Consider the following 20464-nt stretch of genomic DNA (forward strand, 5'->3'; position numbering starts at 1 on the left):
CCAACGCAAAGTGTCGCGGGATGGAGCAGCCCGGTAGCTCGTCAGGCTCATAACCTGAAGGTCGCAGGTTCAAATCCTGCTCCCGCAACCAATCTTTAACGAACTTTCGTTAGCATCACCGCGCTCCGATAAAAGACGCTTGCGCGCAGACACGCCGCGCCAGCCTTCTCTGTCAAAGCAGATGTTCTGGATTAAGCAAGGCGCAGCAGAGTCATAGTATAAAGAGCTCTACGATCTGCAGGGACACGAAAATAAACTTTCATCAATATGACTAAAATATCGTAATAATGACGACCTTCACGCGCTTTTCGTCAAGATATACCCTGCATACCGAACAAACTGGGCCTCATACTCGGAAGAAACAAAGTATGGAGGCGTGTTTTGGGTTGGAATGTTTGCGTAGTCGGAGCGGGGAAGATCGGTCAGATGATCGCGGCCTTGCTGAAATCCTCGGCTCATTATTCGGTGACGGTAGCGGATCACGATCTGACTGCATTGGCGGCTTTCAAGTCGTTTGGCATTCCCACAAGGCAGATTGATGCGACTGATCAAAAGGCGCTTGAGCATGGTCTTTCAGGATTTGATGCCATCATCTCGGCCGCCCCGTTTTTTCTTACACCGGCTATTGCGGGCGCTGCCAAAATCGTCGGTGCGCACTACTTTGACCTGACCGAAGATGTGGCGGCAACAAATGCCGTGCGCGAACTGGCGCAGGACAGTGAGACGGCGTTCATGCCACAATGTGGATTGGCCCCCGGCTTCGTGGGCATCGCAGGCGCGGCGCTGGCGGCTGAGTTTGATGAGATTGACAGCCTGCACATGCGGGTGGGGGCTCTGCCGCTCTATCCGACAAATGCGCTGAAATACAATCTCACCTGGTCGACGGACGGGCTGATCAACGAATACTGTAATCCGTGCGATGCGATCGTGAACGGGGAACGTACGAAGACTGCACCGCTCGAGGATTATGAACTGATCGGCCATGATGGGGTCGAATACGAGTGTTTCAACACCTCCGGCGGGCTGGGCACTTTGCCGGAGACGTTGGAGGGCAAGGCGCGCGCGGTGTCCTATCGTTCGATCCGGTATCCCGGGCATCGGGACATTCTGCGCCTGCTTCTGAACGATCTGGGGCTTGAGCGCCGTCGCGATCTATTGAAGGAAATCTTTGAGACCGCCCTGCCGCGCACCGATCAGGATGTGGTGCTGGTCTATTGTACCGTGAGGGGTATGGTTGATGGGACGCTGCGTGAGAAATCCCTGATCAACAAATCCTTCTCCCGCACAATCGATGGACAGGTCTGGAGCGCGATTCAGGTCACGACTGCCGCAGGTGTGTTGGGCGTCGTCGATCTGATGCGGGCTGGCGTTTTGCCTGCGAAAGGTTTTGTCGGGCAAGAGCAAGTGAAGCTTGCCGACTTCCTGAACACCGAATTTGGCCGGCTCTATCGCGCCGGTGATGTCACTGAACAGAACAAGGCAGCCTGAGATATGAAAGACGTTGTGATGACTGCAGAAGCGACACTTGCGAAACTGGATCTGACGGCGGCAGAGCTGACCGGTGGCACGTTGCGTGTGACCTCTCCGATAGACGGCAGCCTGTTGGCCGACGTTCATGAGACACCGGCGTCAGAGATGGACGCCATCTTTGCCCGCGCAAAAGCGGCGTTCAAAGCGTGGCGCGTGGTGCCTGCACCGCACCGGGGTGAGTTGATCCGCCTGCTGGGCGAGGAACTGCGTGCCGCCAAAGATGATTTGGGCGCGCTGGTCAGTTGGGAGGCCGGCAAGATCACCTCGGAAGGTCTGGGCGAAGTGCAGGAGATGATCGATATCTGCGACTTTGCCGTGGGCCTGTCGCGCCAGCTTTATGGTCTGACCATTGCATCGGAACGCCCCGGCCATCGGATGATGGAGACATGGCACCCGGCGGGTCCGGTTGGTGTGATCTCGGCCTTCAACTTCCCCGTGGCGGTTTGGTCGTGGAACGCGGCTCTGGCGTTGGTCTGCGGTGATCCGGTGATCTGGAAACCGTCCGAAAAAACGCCACTGACAGCGATGGCCTGCCAGAAGATATTCGAGCGGGCGCTGGCCCGGTTCGGCGATGCGCCCGAGGGTCTGTTGCAGACTCTGATCGGTGGAGCCGCACTGGGTGAGGCTCTGGTTGCCAGCGAGGATGTGCCGGTGATTTCAGCCACCGGGTCTACCCGGATGGGTCGCGCGGTTGCACCGATCGTGGCGCAACGCTTCGGCAAGTGCATTCTTGAACTGGGCGGCAACAACGCGATGATCGTTGGTCCTTCGGCCGATCTGGAAATGGCGGTACGTGCAATTGTGTTCTCGGCTGTTGGTACGGCTGGTCAGCGCTGCACCACGCTGCGCCGATTGATCGTACATAATTCGATCCGCGAAGAGTTGGTTGCGCGCCTGAAGAAAGCCTATGCAGGTCTGCCCATCGGCAACCCACTGACCGAGGGCACATTGATCGGCCCGTTGGTGGATGAGGCATCGGGCAAAGCGATGACATCAGCCCTTGAAGCCGCCGAGGCCGAAGGCGGCGTGGTGTTCGGTGGCAATCGCGTGACCGAGGGTGTGCCGGGTGGCGTCTATATGGAACCCGCTATTGTCGAGATGCCGGGTCAGACCAAGACGGTGAAGACGGAAACCTTTGCGCCGATCCTCTATGTCATGGGCTACGACGAATTTGCCGAGGCGATCGATCTCCAGAACGACGTGCCGCAGGGCCTGTCGTCCTGTGTGTTCACACTGAATATGCGTGAGGCCGAACAATTCCTGACCGCAGCCGGATCGGATTGCGGCATTGCCAATGTCAATATCGGCCCGTCTGGGGCCGAGATCGGCGGGGCGTTTGGCGGTGAAAAGGAAACCGGCGGCGGGCGTGAGAGCGGCTCGGACGCGTGGAAGTCCTATATGCGGCGTCAGACCAACACGGTGAACTATTCCGCCGAATTACCGCTGGCGCAGGGCGTCAAGTTCGATATCTGAGTTCAAATCCGGCGGCGTTCGGTACGTCGCCGGGCTTAGTCCGCGAACAGATATTCCAGTCGCATCACAGCACGGGCCTGATCAGGCGCGAGGTCCAGAAATTTGCTGATCGCAACTTCGTTTGCCGCACGGTCTGCGGCCTCGCGCAGATGGAACAGGCCGTCATGCCGGGTGCCCCGGATCAACTCGGATTCATAGGCCAACGCGTTGCGCAAGGCTGGCAGCAGCCGCGCGATGGCGGCGTCCGAGTTGTTCTGCCCGGCCAGTCCAACACGATGGGCGTGGCCTTTCAGATAGTCGTCGGAATAGTCGCACTCGATTTCCAGAATGCGCGTGATGGCCTGATCGGCGCAGAAATCCTGAATGACATCCAGATTGGCAGGATCAAGGCACAGCACCAGTCTGCTGTCCCCGAAATGGTCGAACAGCATGCGCAGAACGGCCCGCCGGTGGCGTGTGCGTTTCTTCAACGTTGTTTCGATGCCGCCGAGGTCAGGCAGCGGCGTGTCCTGTTCGTCGAAGATGTATTCGATGCACGGTGTATCGGTTTCGGACGCGATCTGATCGACCAGCCGTTTGGCCACGTGCCATTTCTTGCACACGATCAGACACACCTCGCGGTTTGGGCCCAGAGTATTCCCGGCCTCCCAAAACCGCTGCGCAAAGCGCCGCCCGACCCGTCCGCGGCTCGTCAGAAAGTGATAGAGGTTGCGCCCTTCGCCCGAGATATCGAATGAGACCCCTTCGCTGGCATAAAGCTGCCCCAGCCGCTGTTTCAATTCATGCGCTTCGGGGCTGATCTTGCGCGCGAACAGGTAATCCTGCCCCAGCAGCATGTCGTAGTGATCGTTGTAGAAAGTCACTGGCATGCCGTAGTCGGAAAACATCAGGAATGTCAGTGTGCGGTTATCGATCTCCTGCCTGGGGATCAGGTGGCGGACCAGGGTCTGAAAGAAGGTCTCGTCCGGTATCCAGGTGGTCGAGAAAAACCGGATCACATCACGGCGTTGGCGCAGAAAATCCAGAATCATCTCGACCGTGCGTCTTCGCAGACACCACCACTGACTTCCGATCATGATCTGCAGGTCAGCGGGGATATCCCGCGTCAGGCCAAATCGTTTTTGGGTTTCATAAGAGCTGTAGAACAGGCGCGCTTGCGTGCGTTCGTTGAAATAGTGGCGATAGATAAGCCGGTCCTCTTTCATACCGGTCTTGATCCAGTCGCTTTCAAAGAAATCGTGGCTTTCGATGAAATCCATGTCGCGTTCATCGAGAAAGCGATGCGCGTATTCCGCTGTCTTGATCGCCATGCAATCGCCCGAAAGCATGTAAAAATGCGTGGCCCGCGGAAAGGATTCTACGGCGGCCTGCAGCGCATTCAGCGTGGCCTGAACCAGCGACCATTCTCCCCAGCCGCACTTTATCCGTTTGCGGGCAAAGGTGACGTTCGGGTTGTCCTTCAACGCGTCGCGGATGCGCGTATAGGCTGCCTCGCTGGCGCGGGCGTCGAAATGGATCGCCATGCAATCCCCCGCCGCCGTCAACTGCCCGGCCTGATCAATGATCGCGTCAGGGTCTTTGTGACACAGCAAGATATAGGCAATCTTTGCCATCAGCTTTTCGCTATTCCCCGTTTCTACCGTTCGCGACCGTGATACTGAGGATGAGCGATTGAATAAACAGAATATTTTTGGTTCTTTGAGCCAAGACGTCCGGGTATCACTCCGATATCCGGCCAAGGAGGCGCAGCAGATGGGTTTTCCCGGAACATGGATGACCGAAAGCCAGAGCATGGTGTACCGGGTGGTGCCGAAATGCGCCTGTTCGACCATTGGGCAGATCATGTATTACTCGGATCATGGCCGGTTCTTCGATGGTGACATCCATGACGCCAAGGACGGAATGCACAAATGGGCCTTCGGTGCCAGCCAGGATCCGATTTCCCGGAACGTGCGATCACACGAGTCCTATACGTTCACCTGTGTGCGCAATCCTTACACACGCATCCTGAGTTCGTTTTTTGACAAGATCTGCGGCATACAGCGCAATGGCAAACGCTATCGCGGCAATCTGGTACCGACGCTGGTTTACAATTACGGCATCGAAGTGGGTGGCGAGGACGGCAAGGGTGAGTTCGACCAGATCGCCAGTTTCCGCCGCTTTCTTTTGTTCGCGCGCGATACGATCCGCTGGCGGCGCCCGATGGACCCGGATATCCACTGGTCGGCCATGTCCGGCCATGTCTCGACCCTGATCGCAAATGGCGGTCGCTATGATCGGGTTTTCTGGACCGAGAAGTTTAACGATGGGATGCAGGGCGTTCTGGATCACCTCGAAACCGCCCATCCTGTGACCCTATCCGAAATTCCGCGCTTTAACGAATCCGAAGGCCATGGCCCCAAACGCGCACATCCGGTCGAGGATTACTTCGACGATCTGTCGATGCATCTGGTTTATGAGATCTACAAGCAGGACTTTGAACTGTTCAAGTATGATTTCGAAAACCCCGCAAACAAGATGCCGATTGGCGAAATCGATCTGGATGAGATTCACGCCAAACTGGGTGACTGATCCGCAGCGGGCGCGGGAGTACCTCGCCCGCATGAGTCTCAGACCTGACGCACGGCGCCCTTGGCGGCGCTGGTCGCCAGTTTGGCATAAGCTTTCAGGGCGGTTGAAACCTTGCGTTTGCGCGGCGCAGCGGGCTCCCAGCCCTTTTCGTCCTGCGCTTCGCGTCGGGCAGCCAGTTCTTCGTCGGACACCGCCAGATGGATCGAGCGGTTGGGGATGTCGATCTCGATCCTGTCGCCGTTCCGCACCAGCCCGATCTCGCCACCCTCGGCCGCTTCGGGTGAGACATGGCCGATCGACAGACCGGACGTACCGCCCGAGAAGCGCCCATCGGTCAGCAATGCGCAGGCTTTGCCCAGACCTTTGGATTTCAGATACGAGGTCGGGTACAGCATCTCCTGCATCCCCGGTCCGCCGCGCGGACCCTCATAGCGGATCACCACCACGTCGCCCTCTTTTACCTTGCCGGTCAGGATGTCGCTGACCGCCTGATCCTGGCTTTCGCAGACATAGGCCGAGCCGGTAAATTGCAGGATATTTGCATCCACACCCGCCGTTTTCACGATACAGCCGTCGCGGGCGATGTTTCCGAACAGCACCGCCAGACCGCCATCCTGACTGAACGCGTGTTCCTTCGACCGGATCACGCCGCCTTCGCGGTCGGTATCCAGTTCCTTGAATCGGTTCGACTGGCTGAACGCTTGTGTGGTACGCACACCGCCCGGCGCTGCCTTGAACAGTTCCTGCGCCTTGGGGTTGTTGGCAACCTTGATGTCCCAGTTGGCAATCGCTTCTCCCATGGTGCCGGAATGCACGGTACTGCAGCCCTCGTGCAGCAGGCCAGCGCGGCTGAGCTCGCCCAGGATCGAGAAGATGCCACCGGCGCGGTGGACGTCTTCCATATGTACATTCTCTGTATTGGGCGCGACCTTGCACAGGCAAGGCACGCGACGGCTGAGGCGATCCATGTCGGACATGGTGAAATCAACCTCGCCCTCATGCGCGATGGCCAGCAGGTGAAGAACCGTGTTGGTCGATCCGCCCATGGCGATGTCCAGCGACATGGCGTTCTCGAACGCGTCGAACGTGGCGATCTCGCGCGGCAGGAAGCCTTTTTCGTCCAGATCGTAGTGGCGTTTGGTGATCTCGACGATGCGACGCCCGGCCTCAAGGAACAGCTCTTTGCGGTCCGCATGTGTCGCCAAGGTCGAGCCGTTGCCCGGCAGCGCCAGACCCAGTGCCTCGGCCAGACAGTTCATCGAGTTGGCGGTGAACATGCCCGAGCAGGACCCGCAGGTGGGGCAGGCGTTTTCTTCGATATGCTGCACCTGTTCGTCGGTGAACTTGTCATCGGCTGCGGCAACCATCGCATCCACAAGGTCGATCTTCTTGGCGTCCAGATCGGCGATATCGATCTTGCCCGCTTCCATCGGACCACCCGAGACGAAGATAGCGGGGATGTTCAGGCGCATCGCGGCCATCAGCATACCCGGAGTGATCTTGTCGCAGTTCGAGATACAGACCATCGCGTCGGCGCAATGGGCGTTGACCATGTATTCCACCGAATCCGCGATCACCTCGCGCGAAGGCAGCGAATACAGCATCCCGTCATGGCCCATGGCGATGCCGTCATCCACCGCGATGGTATTGAACTCTTTCGCAACGCCACCCGCGGCTTCGACCTCGAGCGCGACCATCTGGCCAAGATCCTTCAGGTGGACGTGACCGGGCACGAACTGGGTGAACGAGTTGACGATAGCGATGATCGGCTTGCCGAAATCATCGTCACCCATACCGGTGGCGCGCCACAGGCCGCGGGCACCGGCCATGTTGCGGCCATGGGTTGAGGTTCTGGATCGGTACAATGGCATGATGCTGTTTCCCTATTGCCTCGGGTTGCATGTCTTGGGGTTCGTACGTTATAGCGCACGTAGCATATGTGCGTTATAACGTACAAGACAATTTGCAGGGCGCAGGCATGGACGCGGACAACATAACTCTGAAGCTTCGGGACGTACGGGCCGCATCCGGGCTGAGCCTGTCGAAAGTCGCCGAGTTGACGGGTGTCAGCAAGGCGATGCTGGGCCAGATTGAGCGGGGCGAATCCAGCCCGACCATCGCCACCCTGTGGAAGATCGCCAAAGGGTTCCAACTGCCGCTTAGCGCATTGATCAACAGCGGCGCGGATGACCGGGCCGTATTCCAGACGGTCACGTTCCCCGGCAGTATCGAGGTCAAGATCGTCTTTCCCTTCGATCCCGCGCTGGGGGCCGAGACCTTTCATGTCAACCTGAACCCGAACCAGAGCCACGAATCCCCCGCCCATGCCGCAGGAGTGACCGAAGAGGTGTTTGTCCTCAGCGGCACACTTGAAATTCTGCGAAGCGAAGACTGGGTGCCTTTGCAGGCCGGGCAGGGGTTGCGCTTTGCCGCAGATCTGCCACATGGCTATCGCGCCGGAGCGCAGGGGGCGGCGTTCCTGAACATGCATCACTATGCGACGCACACCGAATTTTCCCTGAACGGCAAGGCCCCCTCATGACCGCATTTTTCAACACACTGACCATCGCAGATGCCATCGGATCTATGGGCGCTCTGGTGGTGGTTGCCGCCTATTTCGCCACCCAGATGCGGATGATGAATTCCGACGATCTGGCCTTTCCGGTGATCAACCTTCTGGGTTCGGTGCTGATCGCCTATTCCCTGATGCACAATTTCAATCTGGCCTCGGTGCTGATCGAAGGGTTCTGGATAGTGATCAGCCTGATCGGCATTATCCAGTATTTCCGCCTGCGCAGGGCCCGGTAAATCCTTTCGTTCAGGGGCGCTAGCGCTATCCAGCCTTGAACCCCTATGCTGCCGGGTATAGGGAAAATCCAAGCTCGCTTAGGGGAGGCTTTGATGCAGGACGATCCAAAAACCCTCGTATCCACTGACTGGCTGGCCGCGCATATCAAGGACCCGGATCTGCGGATTCTGGACGGGTCGTGGTATCTGCCCGCGCAGAACCGTGATGCCAGGGCCGAATATGACGCAGGTCACATCCCCGGTGCGCGGTTCTTCGATATCGATGAGATATCTGACCACCGCTCGGACCTGCCGCATATGGCCCCCCCGGTCGAGAAATTCATGTCGCGCCTGCGGGCGATGGGCGTGGGCGACGGCCATCAGGTGGTGGTCTATGACGGCGCCGGGCTGATGTCGGCAGCGCGTGTCTGGTGGCTGTTCCGGCTGATGGGGCAGGAAAACATCGCCGTTCTGGATGGCGGCTTGCCGAAATGGCAGGCCGAGGGCCACGAGGTCGAGGACCTGCCCCCCGTCATCCGCGACCGTCACATGACGGTGCGTGTGCAGAACCATCTGGTGCGCGATGTCACGCAGGTGTCGGCTGCCGCCAAACTGGCCGATCACGAAATCATCGACGCCCGTTCCGCCCCCCGGTTCGCCGGGGCCGAGGCCGAGCCGCGCGAAGGTCTTCGTTCGGGTCACATTCCGGGCTCGCGCAACGTGCCTTTTGGTCAGTTGCTGAACAGGAACGGCACCATGAAATCACCCGAAGAATGCCGCGCCATATTCGAGGCCGCCGGTGTCGATCTGTCGAAGCCCGCTATAACCTCGTGCGGGTCGGGCGTGACAGCTGCCATCCTCAGCCTTGCGCTTGAGCGCATGGGCAAGAAAGACCACTCGCTTTATGACGGCTCCTGGGCTGAATGGGGTGCCTTCCCGACCCTGCCCGTCGCAACCGGAGAGAACTGATGTTCGAGAACCTCAAACCGCAGCCTGCCGACAAAATTCTGGCGCTGATGCAGATGTATAAAGACGACCCGCGCGATCAGAAGATCGATCTGGGCGTTGGCGTCTACAAGAACGCCGAAGGTGTGACGCCCGTCATGCGCGCCGTTAAGGCTGCCGAGCAGCGCATCTGGGAAGAGCAGCAGAGCAAGGCTTATACCGGGCTGGCCGGTGATCCGGCCTTTGCGGATGCGATGATCGGTCTGATTCTCGGCACCTCGGTTGAACGCGGCAACATCGCCGCCGTGGCAACGCCGGGCGGCACAGGTGCCTGTCGGCAGGCGTTCGAGATGATCCGCATGGCCAACCCCTCGGCCCGTGTGTTCGTGTCGAACCCGACCTGGCCGAACCACCTGTCGATCCTGAACTATCTGGGGATGGAGACGGTGCAGTACCGTTATTTCGACAGCGAGACTCGCGGCGTCGATTTTGACGGTATGATCGCGGACCTGAAAACCGCCAATGCGGGCGACGTGGTGCTGCTGCACGGTTGCTGTCACAACCCGACCGGTGCCAACCTGAACATGGTGCAATGGCAGGAGGTTGTTGACCTGATCAACGCGCGCGGCCTCGTGGCGATGATCGACATTGCCTATCAGGGCTTTGGCGACGGTCTGGAGGAAGATGCGCAGGGCGCGCGGCTGGTGGCGTCTTCGATCAAGGAGTGCCTGATTGCGGCGTCCTGCTCGAAGAATTTCGGCGTTTATCGTGAACGCACCGGGTTGCTGATGGCGATCAGTGCGGATGCGGGGCAGACGGCCTTGAACCAAGGTACACTGGCGTTCCTGAACCGCCAGAACTATTCCTTCCCGCCCGATCACGGCGCGCGGGTGGTGACCACGATCCTGACCGATGACGCGCTGCGCGCCGACTGGTCCGCCGAGTTGGAAGAGGTCCGCCGGTCCATGCTGGGCCTGCGCCAGCAATTGGCCGACGAGCTGCAACGCCTCAGTGGCTCTGACCGCTTCGGCTTCATCGCCCAGCATCGCGGCATGTTCTCGCGCCTTGGCGCGGCACCGGAACTGGTCGAGAAACTGCGCAACGATCACGGCATCTACATGGTCGGCGACAGCCGCCTGAACATCGCCGGTCTGAACGCGACGACGGTGCCGATTCTGGCGCAGGCGATTGTTGACGTGGGCGTTTGAGCCAACTTGCAGAAAAAGAAAACCCGGGCGCGACCGCCCGGGTTTTTTGTTTGCGGATAAAAGGGACTTAACCCTTCGAGAACTCGGGATAGGCTTCCATGCCCAGCTCTGCCATGTCCAGACCGTTGATCTCATCCTCTTCGCTGACGCGGATTCCGACGGTGGATTTCAGGATGGTCCACAGGATCAGCGCGCCGACAAAGGTGAACACACCGTAAGCGATGATACCGGTCAGCTGCGTGATCAAACTTGCCTCGCCATAGAAGATCACCGCAATGGTGCCCCAGATACCGGCGAACAGATGGACCGGGATTGCACCGACCACGTCGTCGATCTTGAACTTGTCCAGCATCGGCACCGCAAAGACCACGATGATGCCGCCCACAGCACCGATCCAAAGGGCTCCGAACAGGGTCGGGGCCAGCGGTTCTGCGGTGATCGAAACCAGGCCGGCCAGTGCGCCGTTCAGCACCATGGTCAGGTCCGGCTTTTTGTATAGAAGCTGGGTCAGGATCAGGGCAGCGATGGCACCGGAGGCTGCGGCCATGTTGGTGTTGGCAAAGATGCGCGACACGTCCGAGACATCGCCCACGGTACCCATCGCCAATTGCGAGCCGCCGTTGAAGCCGAACCAGCCCAGCCACAGGATGAACGTCCCCAAGGTCGCCAGCGCCAAGTTCGAACCGGGCATCGGATGCACCTTGCCGTCTTTGTACTTGCCGATGCGCGGCCCAAGGATGAGGGCCCCCGCCAGAGCTGCCCAGCCGCCGACCGAGTGCACGATGGTCGAACCCGCAAAGTCCGAGAAACCGGCCTCGGACAGCCAGCCGCCGCCCCACTGCCACGAGCCCGAGATCGGGTACATGATACCGGTCAGGACGATGACGAAGATCAGGAAGGGCCAAAGCTTGATCCGCTCGGCCACGGCACCGGACACGATCGATGCGGTTGCTGCGACAAAGACCAGCTGGAAGAAGAAATCCGATCCGACCGAGGCATAATCCAGCGCTGCGTCCGCAGGTGCCACACCAACCGGATCAAGAGTGGTGGTCGAGAAGAACGGACCCAGCCACCCGGTGATCGTCCAGCCATCGCCGGGATACATCAGGTTGAAGCCGATCAGCCAGTACATGATCGCGGCAAAGGAAAACAGCGCCACGTTCTTGATCATTTGCATGGCCACGTTCTTGGAACGCACCAGCCCGCCCTCGAGCATGGCAAAGCCTGCCGCCATGAAGAAGACCAGAAACCCCGCCATCAGGAACAGGAGGGTGGTAAAGATATACTGGGTGTGCTGCGCGGCCTCGCCGCCAGCGGCGACTTCTTGCGCCAGACCCATCTGCGGCAGCGCAGCAAGCGCGGCGGCAGGGATGAGAGATTTCATCAGGTTCATGTGACTTCCTCGAATAAGTATGAATGGCCGCGCTCAGAGCGCCTCTTCGTTCGTTTCCCCGGTCCGCACGCGCAGGGCCTGCTCGACATCCAGGACGAAAATCTTGCCGTCGCCGATCTTGCCGGTTTTGGCGGTCTTGGTGATGGTCTCGACGATCTGGTCGACCATCGTGGCGGGCACCACGATCTCAAGCTTGATCTTGGGCACGAAGTTCACCGCATATTCGGCCCCACGATAAATTTCCGTGTGTCCCGATTGCGAGCCGAAGCCTTTGATCTCGGTCACCATCATGCCGCGCACGCCGGCCTCGGTCAGTGCCTCGCGCACCTCCTCAAGCTTGAACGGCTTGATTGTTGCAATGATCAGTTTCACGTCTTTCCCCTCTGATTTCCCGGACGGGCCGGTATTTCGCACCTGCAGAAAAATGCGCGACCTGAGGCTTTAGGGAACGCTTTCCGAGGGTGAATGGGTGGGGAAAACTGGAAATATTGCACATTTTTTGCACAATTCACGGCGTTTGGTGAAATTATGGGCAGGCTTGAGAGGGGAAATACCGGAATTTCACACCTCTACATGGCCGTGCAGCCGGGGTATGGTGCCGCAAAAGCATAAACGGGCAGAGTTTGAGCATGACTGAGTCCAAGCGCCGCAAACCGACATTGGTCGCGGATAAGAGATACCCGTCCAAGGGCCGCAAGCCCTCGGCAACCAAGCGGGCTGCGAAGCCGGCGGGCAAGAAATCAACCGCGCGCAAGACGGCGACGCGCAGGACGGCACGCAAGAAGACGCGTCGCAGTTCCGGTGGCAAGGGAGGAGGCATTTTCCGCCGCCTGTTCCGCTGGATCTGGCGCCTGTTCTGGGGAATCACCTGGCGCGTGGGCGCAATTGCGGGCCTGCTTCTGGCGCTGGCGGTTGGCGTCGTCTACAGTTCATTACCCGAGGTCGATGCCCTGCTGGATGGGCGGGCGAAGGGATCGGTGACCCTGCTGGATCGCGACGGAAAGGTCTTTGCCTGGCGCGGGGATCAATTCGGTGGGGTGATCACGGCGGATACGGTTTCGCCCCATCTCAGGAACGCGGTGATCGCGACCGAGGATAAACGGTTCTATCGTCATTTCGGCGTCAGCCCGCGTGGTGTCGCCAGCGCCGTGCGCATCAACCTCAGCGAAGGGCGTGGGCCGCTGTCGGGTCATGGCGGCTCGACCATCACGCAGCAGACGGCGAAACTGCTATGTCTGGGCGTGCCCTTTGATCCAACCGCGTGGGAGTCCGAGGCCGCCTATGAGGCAGATTGTCGACAGGGGTCGCTGTGGCGCAAGGCCAAAGAGGCCGTCTATGCCATCGCGATGGAGGTGAAATACTCCAAGGACGAGATCCTGACCATCTATCTGAACCGCGCATTCCTGGGTGCAGGTGCACGCGGGTTCGAAGCGGCCAGCCAGCGGTATTTCGGTATTTCGGCGGCCGAGGTCAGCCCGTCCGAGGCGGCGATGCTGGCCGGACTTCTGGTCGCTCCGACACGCTATGCGCCCACCAACAATTTGCAACGTTCGCAGGATCGGGCGCGGCTGGTGGTCGGTCTTATGGAAGATCAGGGCTATCTGAGCCAGGCGCAGGCCAGCGAAGCGCGTAGCCGTCCGGCCGAGCTGTCCGAGGCTGCTGCGGCGCGCGCGGGTGGGTATTTTGCCGATTGGGTCATGGCCAGCGGGCCAGAGTTCTTTACCCGCAACACCACCGAGGATGTGGTGATCCGCACGACGTTGGATCAACGGTTGCAGAAATCGGCGGAAGAGGCCCTGCAGTTCATCTTTCAGGAAAAGGTGCGCGAAGGATCAAAGGCACAGGCCGCCATTGTGGTGATGTCTGCAGACGGGGCGGTGCGCGCCATGGTCGGCGGGCGCAAGACCCGTGTGTCAGGGGCGTTCAACCGGGCCACGCAGGCATTGCGGCAGACCGGATCGTCATTCAAACCCTTCGTCTACGCCACCGCGCTGGAGCTTGGGTATTCACCACTGGATACGGTGATGGACGAACCCTATTGCGTGGACATCCCCGGTTCGGGCCGGTGGTGCCCCAAAAACTACACCAACAAGTTCTATGGCCGGGTGACGTTGGCGGATGCGCTGAAGAACTCGCTGAACATCCCCGCCGTGAAGGTGGCCGAGATTTCGGGGCTGGAAAACGTCCGCACCGTGGCCAGCGGTTTTGGCATCACCAGCGATCTGGCGCAGGGTCCGGCACTGGCGCTGGGCGCGTCGGAAAGCACGCTGATCGAGATGACCGGCGCTTATGCGGGTATTCTAAATGGTGGCTCGTCGGTGGAACCGTATGGCCTGACAGAGCTGAAGCTGTTGGGCGAAACCGAGCCTGTGATGGTGACAACCACCGGCATTGGCGAACGGGTGATCAACGACAAGGCCGCGAAACAGTTGACCTGGATGATGGAGCGTGTGGTGTCGGAAGGCACCGGTGCGCGTGCGCAACTGCCGGGCTGGCAGGTGGCGGGCAAGACCGGAACGACTCAGGCTGCACGGGATGCGTGGTTCATCGGATTCACGGCGGATTATGTGACCGGTGTCTGGATGGGGTATGACGACAACACCCCCCTGTCTGGCGTCACCGGAGGCGGGTTGCCTGCGGAAATCTGGCAGGAAACCATGGCGCGCGTGACCGAAGGGATGACGCCCACCCCGTTGCCGATGCTGGCACCCGATCCGCCGGTGCGAACGGAACGGCCCAGAAAGCAGCGCCGCAAAAACAACAACTTTGAAAATGCGATCAACAACCTGCTGAACAACATCTTCGGGAACTGAGGGATCAAAGAAAAGGCGGTGCACCCGGCACCGCCTTTTTTTGTCTCAGACGCTGGCGTCCAGCGCGGCGACAATCGCGTCGCCCATTTCCGAGGTCGACACCGGCTGCACACCTTCGTCGGCCAGCAGATCACCGGTGCGGACACCATCGGCCAGAACCTTCTCGATCGCCGCTTCCAGACGATCTGCCTCGGCACCCTGATCAAAGCTGTAGCGCAGCGCCATGGCGAAGCTGAGGATACAGGCAATCGGGTTAGCCTTACCCTGGCCCGTGATATCGGGGGCCGAGCCATGGACGGGTTCGTACATCGCCTTGGGGCGGCCATTGGCCATCGGTGCACCCAAAGAGGCAGACGGCAGCATCCCCAGCGAACCGGTCAGCATCGCGGCACAGTCCGACAGAATGTCGCCGAACAGGTTGTCGGTCAGGATCACATCGAATTGCTTGGGTGCACGCACCAGCTGCATCGCACCGTTGTCGGCATACATGTGCGACAGCTCAACCTCGGGATAGTCCTTGGCCACCCGCTCGACAACTTCGCGCCACAGGATGCCCGATTCCATCACGTTCGCCTTCTCCATCGAGCACAGCTTCTTGTTCCGGCGCATCGCCAGTTCAAAGGCCGAGCGCGCGGCGCGTTCGATCTCGGATTCGGTATAACGCTGGGTGTTGATGCCGACGCGTTCATTGCCTTCCTCGAAGATGCCGCGCGGTTCGCCGAAATAGACGCCCGAGGTCAGCTCGCGCACGATCATGATGTCCAGACCGGCAACGATGTCCTTTTTCAGCGACGAGAAATCGGCAAGCGCGTCAAAGCACTGCGCGGGGCGCAGGTTGGAATACAGGTCCATTTCCTTGCGCAGACGCAGCAGCCCGCGCTCGGGCTTGAGGCTGAAATCCAGATCGTCGTATTTCGGGCCGCCAACCGCACCCAGCAGAACCGCATCGACCTCTTGCGCCTTGGCCATGGTCTCGTCCGACAGGGGCTTGCCGTGGGCATCATAGGCCGCACCGCCCACCAGATCCTCGCTCACGTCAAAGTGAAGGCCGCGATTGGTGCCGAACCAATCGATGATTTTGCGCACTTCGGCCATAACTTCCGGGCCAATTCCGTCTCCGGGCAGGATGAGGAGCGAGGGGTTGGACATCGACAGTCTCCTTGCGTTTTGTCGCACAGGCCCTAGCGTTTGCGGCGCATCGGGTCAATGAGACGATCCCGCCTAAATCTAAGGAAAAGACATGCTGACACCCGGAAACCCGGCCCCATCACTGAAAATCGAAACCGTGGCCCATGGCAGCTTTGATCTTGAGCGCGACACGGGTGAAAACGGAACGCTGGTGATTCAGTATCGTGGCCTGCATTGCCCGATCTGTATACGCCAGATGAGCGAGGTCGAAGCCGCGCTGGATGATTTCGCCGAACTGGGGGTTGAGGTGATCATGATCACCACGGATACCGGCGACCGTGCCGCTGAAGCGGTCGAGAAAGCCGGGGTCTCGAATCTGCGCGTGGGTTATGGCCTGCCCATGGCCGATGCGCGCGACAGCTGGGGGCTGAATATTTCGGTGGCGCGGGAAGGTAGCGCCGAGCCCGCACTGTTCGCCGAGCCGGGGCATTTCTACATTAAACCCGATCAGACAGTGTACTACGTGTGGCAGCAGACCACGCCCTTTGCGCGGCCCGCTATGTCGGACATTGTCGGCGGTTTGAAATTCACCCTCGCCAATGACTACCCCGCGCGCGGGACCTACACGGGCGCGCTGTAGCGGGTCTCATAGTCTGGCTTTCAAATCGTCAGCCAGCATATCCCAGACCCTGCGGATGCGCGGGGTCTGGCGCATGGCCTGCGGGGCCGCCAGCCAGACCGGCAGCACCGGTATCTCGGCTTCAATATCCAGCACTTCAACATCCGGGTCGCCCTGCGCGATACTGAGCTGGCTGAATCCGACACCGCAGCCCGCGCGGATCAGCTCCCAATAGGCGGTCTGGTTGTCGCAGCGGGTGGCAAAGCTGTCACGGCTGGCAGGCCAGCCCTTGTTGCGCATGGCGGTGATGATGTCCGGGTTGCTGTCAAACCCCACCAGATCGTGCTGCATCAACTCCGCCGGGCTGGTCGGGCGGCCGGCTCGGTCCAGATAGGATCGGGCGGCGCAGAAACACAGCGGGACCTCTCCGATATGTTTGGCCACGATGTCGACCTGTTCGGGGCGGTACATGCGCACGGCGATGTCGGCCTCGCGAAACAGCAGGTTCTCACTGGCGTCCGATGCAACCAGTTCAAGCTGAATTGCGGGCTCTGCCTGACGGATCGTGGCCAAAATCGGCGGCAGCAGATGATGAGACACAAAGACCGAGGCGGTAATCCTGACCGACCCCTCAAGCTGCTGCGCCTGCCCGGCGGCGGTCAGCCCAAGCGCGTTGACCGCGCTGTACATCTGCTGCGCCATCGGCAGCACCTGCTGCCCTACCTCGCTGAGCGTCAATCCACGCGCATGACGGTCGAATAGCGGCACGCCAAGCTCTTCCTCAAGCGCGTGTACCTGCCGCCCGAGCGTCGGTTGACTGCGCCCCAACCGCCGCGCGGCAGCAGAAAGAGACCCGGTTTCGACCACCGCCAGAAAACTTTGGATCAGGGACCAGTCGGAAAGTTGCAAGGAATTTGCCATTCAAAAATGAATACATCATCTGTGTTTATTGGCAATTCATCAATGCGTGCGAATGAATAAATTGAGGCCAACAGGAGGGACAGATGCAACAGACAGCACTTATCCTTGGGGTCTCGGGGCGATTTGGCCGCAACGCGGCAGCTGCGTTTTCCGATGCGGGCTGGGCGGTGCGCCGTTTCAACCGCGCCTCGGACAATCTGGAGACTGCGGCGCGTGACGCGGACGTCATTGTGAACGCCTGGAACCCGGCCTATCCGGACTGGGCGCGCACGGTGCCGGTGTTGCACCGCAAGGTGATTGCAGCAGCGGAAAACAGCGGGGCGACGGTGATCGTGCCGGGTAATGTTTATGTCTTCGGCCCGGGCACGCCCGGCCCTTGGTCGGCTGAGACGCCGCATCTGGCCCGCAATCCGCTGGGGCGCATTCGGGTCGAGATGGAGGCCGCCTACCGGGCCTCATCGGCGCAAGTGATCCTGCTGCGAGCGGGAGATTTCATCGACACCACTGCGTCGGGGAATTGGTTTGATCAGGTGATGATCAGGCACCTGCACCGTGATCGTTTCGTCTATCCCGGCGATCCGGATGTTCCGCACGCCTGGGCCTATCTGCCTGACCTGACGCGTGCCGCCGTAGCCCTGGCCGAGAAGCGCGCGGAACTACCGCGATACAGTGACATTCCGTTCGCCGGGTACACGCTGACGGGCAATGATCTGGTACAGGCGCTGTCGCAGGTCACCGGGCGAGAGCTTGAGTTGCGGCAGATGGCGTGGTGGCCGTTGCAACTGGCTCGCCCGGTCTGGCGGCTGGCACCGCACCTGCTTGAGATGCGGTATTTGTGGAACACGCCACATCGTCTGGACAGTGCGTGTTTTGAAGCTTTGTTGCCGGGATTTGCACAGACCGACCTAGGCGCAGCGTTGCAAACCGCCATTCCAGAAAAGGCCTTTCAGCGAATCACAGATGCGGATGGCGCGCCCCTTCGGACGTAGCTACCTCTGTGGATCGTGGGGCAGTTATTCGTCCAGCAGATCGACCCAAACCAGTCGATGGCGGCTGGCCGTCTCCGCAATAGTCCGTTCCGGAGCCGGCGGCCAGTACACGCCCGCATCCTGAACCTGCCAGTCCGCCGAGGGCAGTACGTAATCGACCCGCATCTCGCCCACGCCTTTCCAGTGAACCGTCGCCGCAGATCCTTCTGCATCCGTGGGTATTGGATCCTGCAGCCGCGGGTGCGCAAGTAAGTTCTGGATGGCCTGCCTGTGCCCTTCGCTGCGATCCGGGTCGAGATTTGCATCTCCTGCAATGACGAACCGGTTGGCCGGGGCAGGCCCCAATTCCCTGTCCATCAACAGTGACCAGAATCGAATCTCGTCCCTGTTGCGCAGTCCGTTGCGGTCTTCCGGGCCGTCAAAGACCGGTGGGTTGGCGTGAAAAGTCATCAGGTCAAGACGACCCTTCGGGGAGTCGATCGGAACGATCCAATGTGCGGTGTTAGAAAGACGTTGAATGGCCTGCGCTTCCTTGGAAGGATATGGCGCGCCTTCGGCGCTGGGCAGGGTTGCGCCCGGAAGGTCGCGCCACAGCAGGGAGGTGTAAGATTGAACCTGATCCGTCGCGATGGGATAGCGTGACAACACGGCCAGACCGCTCTGACCCGTGAACCGGCCCCAGCCCTGTGCATCGCCCGGCCCGCCCGTTTTGCCATCTCCATCCAGATCGACTGTAGTTTCGACCCCGGAGTTGGGTTGTGCTGAAAAGCTGTGGTCGAGGTCCAGCCCCGCATCGCTCAGCGCCTGCTGAAACGCAGACAGAGCGAGCCTTTCCAGATCCCAGTCGACCCCTTGCAACGCCACAATGTCAGGTCGCGTTGCCGTCAGCACAGCGATCACCGCATCAACCTGCGGATCGCCACGTCGGATATCACGCAGCAAAAGGCCCGGCCCATCGCGGCTGAGGTCTGCGTTATAGGTGGCGACGCGCAATGTCTCTGCCTGCGCCGCAAAGGGCAGCAGAAGCAGCACCAAAAGGGCGCGGATCATGCGATCTGCGTGGCCTCGGATGTGGAATAGGCACGGCGTTTTTCAACGATCAGCCCGGCGATTCGCAGTGTCGCGATGCCGCGCATGATCATGCTTGCGGGCAGGAAAGCCCAAGCGCAGAGCGTCCAAATCAGGGTCTGGGGATTGCTGAGCGCAATCGGCGTTGCAAAGGTGGCCAGAAATTTGATCAACGCCGGGATCAGGAACGGCAACAGCGCTCCGATGGTGATGTTCAGCCGCCCGTCGCGCTGAAGGCGGGTGACGACATCTCCGCCCTTGGTCGGATCGAACAGCGGCAGGTTGGTCCAGACATTGAACGCGCCGTTACCGGTGGGCCAGCCCCGCAGTTTGACCGCATAAACAAAACTGCCAATCGTCACCAAAGCGGCGACATAGGCGATGCTGGCGGAAATGCGCACAAGTTCGATCAACGGCTGGCTGGCATTGCCGGGCAGCATCAGAACGACAAGGCGTACCGGCGAATAAGGAAAATCCGCCACATTCGCGACCATCAGGCCGGTCGAATAGAACAGGCTGGTGGTCTGAGACGGCGCATAGACGTTCTTGCAGATCATCGTCAGGAACGTGACCATCGAGACCAAGCCCACAAACCGCAAACGGTTTACCGGTGGCGCATCACGGAATTCGATAAAACTGGGAAAGGCGGAATTGTATTCGGAAAACGTCAACAGGAACGCCAGAATGGCGAGAAATACGACAATCTCTGTCCCATTTGTCGTAGAAGCTGGCAGATACAACGCGGGGGTGAGCACCATCAGTGCTACCAATATCCCACGTATCGCCGCTCCTGTTGTGCGTGCAATCACAATCCGAACCCTTTTTTCAAACCAGAGTGGCCGATCTGAAGTCGGCTTCACTTCCAACTTGTGCTCACCGTTCGTTTGATGACGGTTACCTCGTTATCGCAAAGATTGACGATAAGCGGTATTTCGCTCAAGCCGATGTGCAGAAAACACGCAATTTCGGGCAAAATGATGGCGCAACTGGTGCGGGATTGCATCATTTTTGACGCAAAT

General features: G+C 59.9%; 19 protein-coding genes and 1 tRNA gene. 12 read left to right on the top strand and 8 right to left on the bottom strand.

Annotated features, from left to right (window positions below):
- Window positions 1-14: 14 nt before the first annotated feature.
- The 3 genes from ACR0K9_RS16560 (at window position 15) to amaB (ending at window position 3003) form a co-directional block, all read left to right on the top strand.
- Window positions 15-91 (top strand) — tRNA-Met (locus ACR0K9_RS16560).
- A 290-nt stretch (window positions 92-381) separates the two neighbouring features.
- A complete protein-coding gene (locus ACR0K9_RS16565; protein ID WP_480824819.1) occupies window positions 382-1488 on the top strand; it encodes a saccharopine dehydrogenase family protein in 1107 nt (368 codons plus the stop codon).
- Between the two features lie 18 nt (window positions 1489-1506).
- Entirely contained in the window at window positions 1507-3003 is a 1497-nt protein-coding gene (gene amaB / locus ACR0K9_RS16570) for an L-piperidine-6-carboxylate dehydrogenase (RefSeq protein WP_480825007.1), read from the top strand.
- Window positions 3004-3038: 35 nt separating this feature from the next.
- Here the strand turns inward: amaB and ACR0K9_RS16575 are convergent, their stop codons facing one another.
- Entirely contained in the window at window positions 3039-4616 is a 1578-nt protein-coding gene (locus tag ACR0K9_RS16575) for a DUF5928 domain-containing protein (protein WP_480824821.1), read from the bottom strand.
- 139 nt (window positions 4617-4755) lie between these two features.
- On the opposite strand from ACR0K9_RS16575, the gene ACR0K9_RS16580 reads away from it, so the two are divergent.
- Window positions 4756-5574 carry a sulfotransferase family protein gene (locus tag ACR0K9_RS16580; protein WP_480824823.1) on the top strand — a complete coding sequence of 273 codons (819 nt, stop codon included), beginning with the start codon at window positions 4756-4758 and terminating at the stop codon, window positions 5572-5574.
- Between the two features lie 38 nt (window positions 5575-5612).
- Here the strand turns inward: ACR0K9_RS16580 and ilvD are convergent, their stop codons facing one another.
- A complete protein-coding gene (gene ilvD / locus ACR0K9_RS16585) occupies window positions 5613-7445 on the bottom strand; it encodes a dihydroxy-acid dehydratase (RefSeq protein ID WP_480824825.1) in 1833 nt (610 codons plus the stop codon).
- Between the two features lie 107 nt (window positions 7446-7552).
- Between ilvD and ACR0K9_RS16590 the strand changes: the two genes are divergently transcribed.
- From ACR0K9_RS16590 to ACR0K9_RS16605, 4 genes are all read left to right on the top strand, one after another.
- On the top strand, window positions 7553-8116 hold the full coding sequence (locus ACR0K9_RS16590; RefSeq protein ID WP_480535433.1) for a helix-turn-helix domain-containing protein: 564 nt from the start codon (window positions 7553-7555) through the stop codon (window positions 8114-8116).
- Window positions 8113-8382 carry a CBU_0592 family membrane protein gene (locus ACR0K9_RS16595; RefSeq protein ID WP_480535431.1) on the top strand — a complete coding sequence of 90 codons (270 nt, stop codon included), beginning with the start codon at window positions 8113-8115 and terminating at the stop codon, window positions 8380-8382. Before ACR0K9_RS16590 ends, ACR0K9_RS16595 begins: the two co-directional genes overlap by 4 nt.
- 93 nt (window positions 8383-8475) lie before the next feature.
- Entirely contained in the window at window positions 8476-9330 is an 855-nt protein-coding gene (gene sseA, locus ACR0K9_RS16600; RefSeq protein ID WP_480824827.1) for a 3-mercaptopyruvate sulfurtransferase, read from the top strand.
- Window positions 9330-10514 (top strand): amino acid aminotransferase, encoded by a 1185-nt coding sequence (locus tag ACR0K9_RS16605; protein WP_480824829.1) that lies wholly within the window; start codon window positions 9330-9332, stop codon window positions 10512-10514. Before sseA ends, ACR0K9_RS16605 begins: the two co-directional genes overlap by 1 nt.
- Before the next feature lie 67 nt (window positions 10515-10581).
- On the opposite strand, the gene ACR0K9_RS16610 is transcribed toward ACR0K9_RS16605, so the two are convergent.
- Together ACR0K9_RS16610 and ACR0K9_RS16615 are read right to left on the bottom strand one after the other, a co-directional pair.
- Complete coding sequence (locus ACR0K9_RS16610; RefSeq protein WP_480824831.1) at window positions 10582-11907, bottom strand: ammonium transporter; 1326 nt, start codon at window positions 11905-11907, stop codon at window positions 10582-10584.
- Between the two features lie 33 nt (window positions 11908-11940).
- Window positions 11941-12279, bottom strand: coding sequence for a P-II family nitrogen regulator (locus ACR0K9_RS16615; RefSeq protein ID WP_480824833.1), 339 nt, complete (start codon window positions 12277-12279; stop codon window positions 11941-11943).
- Between the two features lie 257 nt (window positions 12280-12536).
- Here ACR0K9_RS16615 and ACR0K9_RS16620 point away from each other — a divergent pair, with 257 nt between their 5' ends.
- Entirely contained in the window at window positions 12537-14720 is a 2184-nt protein-coding gene (locus tag ACR0K9_RS16620) for a transglycosylase domain-containing protein (RefSeq protein WP_480824835.1), read from the top strand.
- Between the two features lie 45 nt (window positions 14721-14765).
- Here the strand turns inward: ACR0K9_RS16620 and leuB are convergent, their stop codons facing one another.
- Window positions 14766-15869, bottom strand: a complete 1104-nt coding sequence (gene leuB / locus ACR0K9_RS16625) for a 3-isopropylmalate dehydrogenase (RefSeq protein ID WP_480535424.1) — start codon at window positions 15867-15869, stop codon at window positions 14766-14768.
- Between the two features lie 91 nt (window positions 15870-15960).
- On the opposite strand from leuB, the gene ACR0K9_RS16630 reads away from it, so the two are divergent.
- Window positions 15961-16488 (top strand): redoxin domain-containing protein, encoded by a 528-nt coding sequence (locus ACR0K9_RS16630; protein ID WP_480824837.1) that lies wholly within the window; start codon window positions 15961-15963, stop codon window positions 16486-16488.
- A gap of 6 nt (window positions 16489-16494) precedes the next feature.
- On the opposite strand, the gene ACR0K9_RS16635 is transcribed toward ACR0K9_RS16630, so the two are convergent.
- Complete coding sequence (locus ACR0K9_RS16635; RefSeq protein ID WP_480824839.1) at window positions 16495-17388, bottom strand: LysR family transcriptional regulator; 894 nt, start codon at window positions 17386-17388, stop codon at window positions 16495-16497.
- Window positions 17389-17471: 83 nt separating this feature from the next.
- On the opposite strand from ACR0K9_RS16635, the gene ACR0K9_RS16640 reads away from it, so the two are divergent.
- Window positions 17472-18377 (top strand): Rossmann-fold NAD(P)-binding domain-containing protein, encoded by a 906-nt coding sequence (locus ACR0K9_RS16640; protein ID WP_480824841.1) that lies wholly within the window; start codon window positions 17472-17474, stop codon window positions 18375-18377.
- Between the two features lie 24 nt (window positions 18378-18401).
- Here ACR0K9_RS16640 and ACR0K9_RS16645 read toward each other — a convergent pair whose 3' ends face one another.
- Window positions 18402-19427 (bottom strand): endonuclease/exonuclease/phosphatase family protein, encoded by a 1026-nt coding sequence (locus ACR0K9_RS16645; protein WP_480824843.1) that lies wholly within the window; start codon window positions 19425-19427, stop codon window positions 18402-18404.
- Window positions 19424-20203 carry a hypothetical protein gene (locus ACR0K9_RS16650; protein ID WP_480824845.1) on the bottom strand — a complete coding sequence of 260 codons (780 nt, stop codon included), beginning with the start codon at window positions 20201-20203 and terminating at the stop codon, window positions 19424-19426. The genes ACR0K9_RS16645 and ACR0K9_RS16650 overlap by 4 nt, the downstream gene beginning before the upstream one ends.
- A gap of 77 nt (window positions 20204-20280) precedes the next feature.
- Between ACR0K9_RS16650 and ACR0K9_RS16655 the strand changes: the two genes are divergently transcribed.
- On the top strand, window positions 20281-20457 hold the full coding sequence (locus ACR0K9_RS16655; protein ID WP_480567075.1) for a hypothetical protein: 177 nt from the start codon (window positions 20281-20283) through the stop codon (window positions 20455-20457).
- Window positions 20458-20464: the final 7 nt, after the last annotated feature.

The organism is Ruegeria sp. L12, assembly GCF_056531745.1.

What these genes read in the sequence shown, in the direction of transcription:
- amaB (WP_480825007.1), top strand. Translation starts at nt 1,507, where the DNA reads ATGACTGCAGAAGCGACACTTGCGAAACTGGATCTGACGGCGGCAGAG.
- ACR0K9_RS16575 (WP_480824821.1), bottom strand. Translation starts at nt 4,616, where the DNA reads ATGGCAAAGATTGCCTATATCTTGCTGTGTCACAAAGACCCTGACGCG.
- ACR0K9_RS16580 (WP_480824823.1), top strand. Translation starts at nt 4,756, where the DNA reads ATGGGTTTTCCCGGAACATGGATGACCGAAAGCCAGAGCATGGTGTAC.
- ilvD (WP_480824825.1), bottom strand. Translation starts at nt 7,445, where the DNA reads ATGCCATTGTACCGATCCAGAACCTCAACCCATGGCCGCAACATGGCC.
- ACR0K9_RS16590 (WP_480535433.1), top strand. Translation starts at nt 7,553, where the DNA reads ATGGACGCGGACAACATAACTCTGAAGCTTCGGGACGTACGGGCCGCA.
- ACR0K9_RS16595 (WP_480535431.1), top strand. Translation starts at nt 8,113, where the DNA reads ATGACCGCATTTTTCAACACACTGACCATCGCAGATGCCATCGGATCT.
- sseA (WP_480824827.1), top strand. Translation starts at nt 8,476, where the DNA reads ATGCAGGACGATCCAAAAACCCTCGTATCCACTGACTGGCTGGCCGCG.
- ACR0K9_RS16605 (WP_480824829.1), top strand. Translation starts at nt 9,330, where the DNA reads ATGTTCGAGAACCTCAAACCGCAGCCTGCCGACAAAATTCTGGCGCTG.
- ACR0K9_RS16610 (WP_480824831.1), bottom strand. Translation starts at nt 11,907, where the DNA reads ATGAACCTGATGAAATCTCTCATCCCTGCCGCCGCGCTTGCTGCGCTG.
- ACR0K9_RS16620 (WP_480824835.1), top strand. Translation starts at nt 12,537, where the DNA reads ATGACTGAGTCCAAGCGCCGCAAACCGACATTGGTCGCGGATAAGAGA.
- leuB (WP_480535424.1), bottom strand. Translation starts at nt 15,869, where the DNA reads ATGTCCAACCCCTCGCTCCTCATCCTGCCCGGAGACGGAATTGGCCCG.
- ACR0K9_RS16630 (WP_480824837.1), top strand. Translation starts at nt 15,961, where the DNA reads ATGCTGACACCCGGAAACCCGGCCCCATCACTGAAAATCGAAACCGTG.
- ACR0K9_RS16635 (WP_480824839.1), bottom strand. Translation starts at nt 17,388, where the DNA reads ATGGCAAATTCCTTGCAACTTTCCGACTGGTCCCTGATCCAAAGTTTT.
- ACR0K9_RS16640 (WP_480824841.1), top strand. Translation starts at nt 17,472, where the DNA reads ATGCAACAGACAGCACTTATCCTTGGGGTCTCGGGGCGATTTGGCCGC.
- ACR0K9_RS16645 (WP_480824843.1), bottom strand. Translation starts at nt 19,427, where the DNA reads ATGATCCGCGCCCTTTTGGTGCTGCTTCTGCTGCCCTTTGCGGCGCAG.
- ACR0K9_RS16650 (WP_480824845.1), bottom strand. Translation starts at nt 20,203, where the DNA reads ATGGTGCTCACCCCCGCGTTGTATCTGCCAGCTTCTACGACAAATGGG.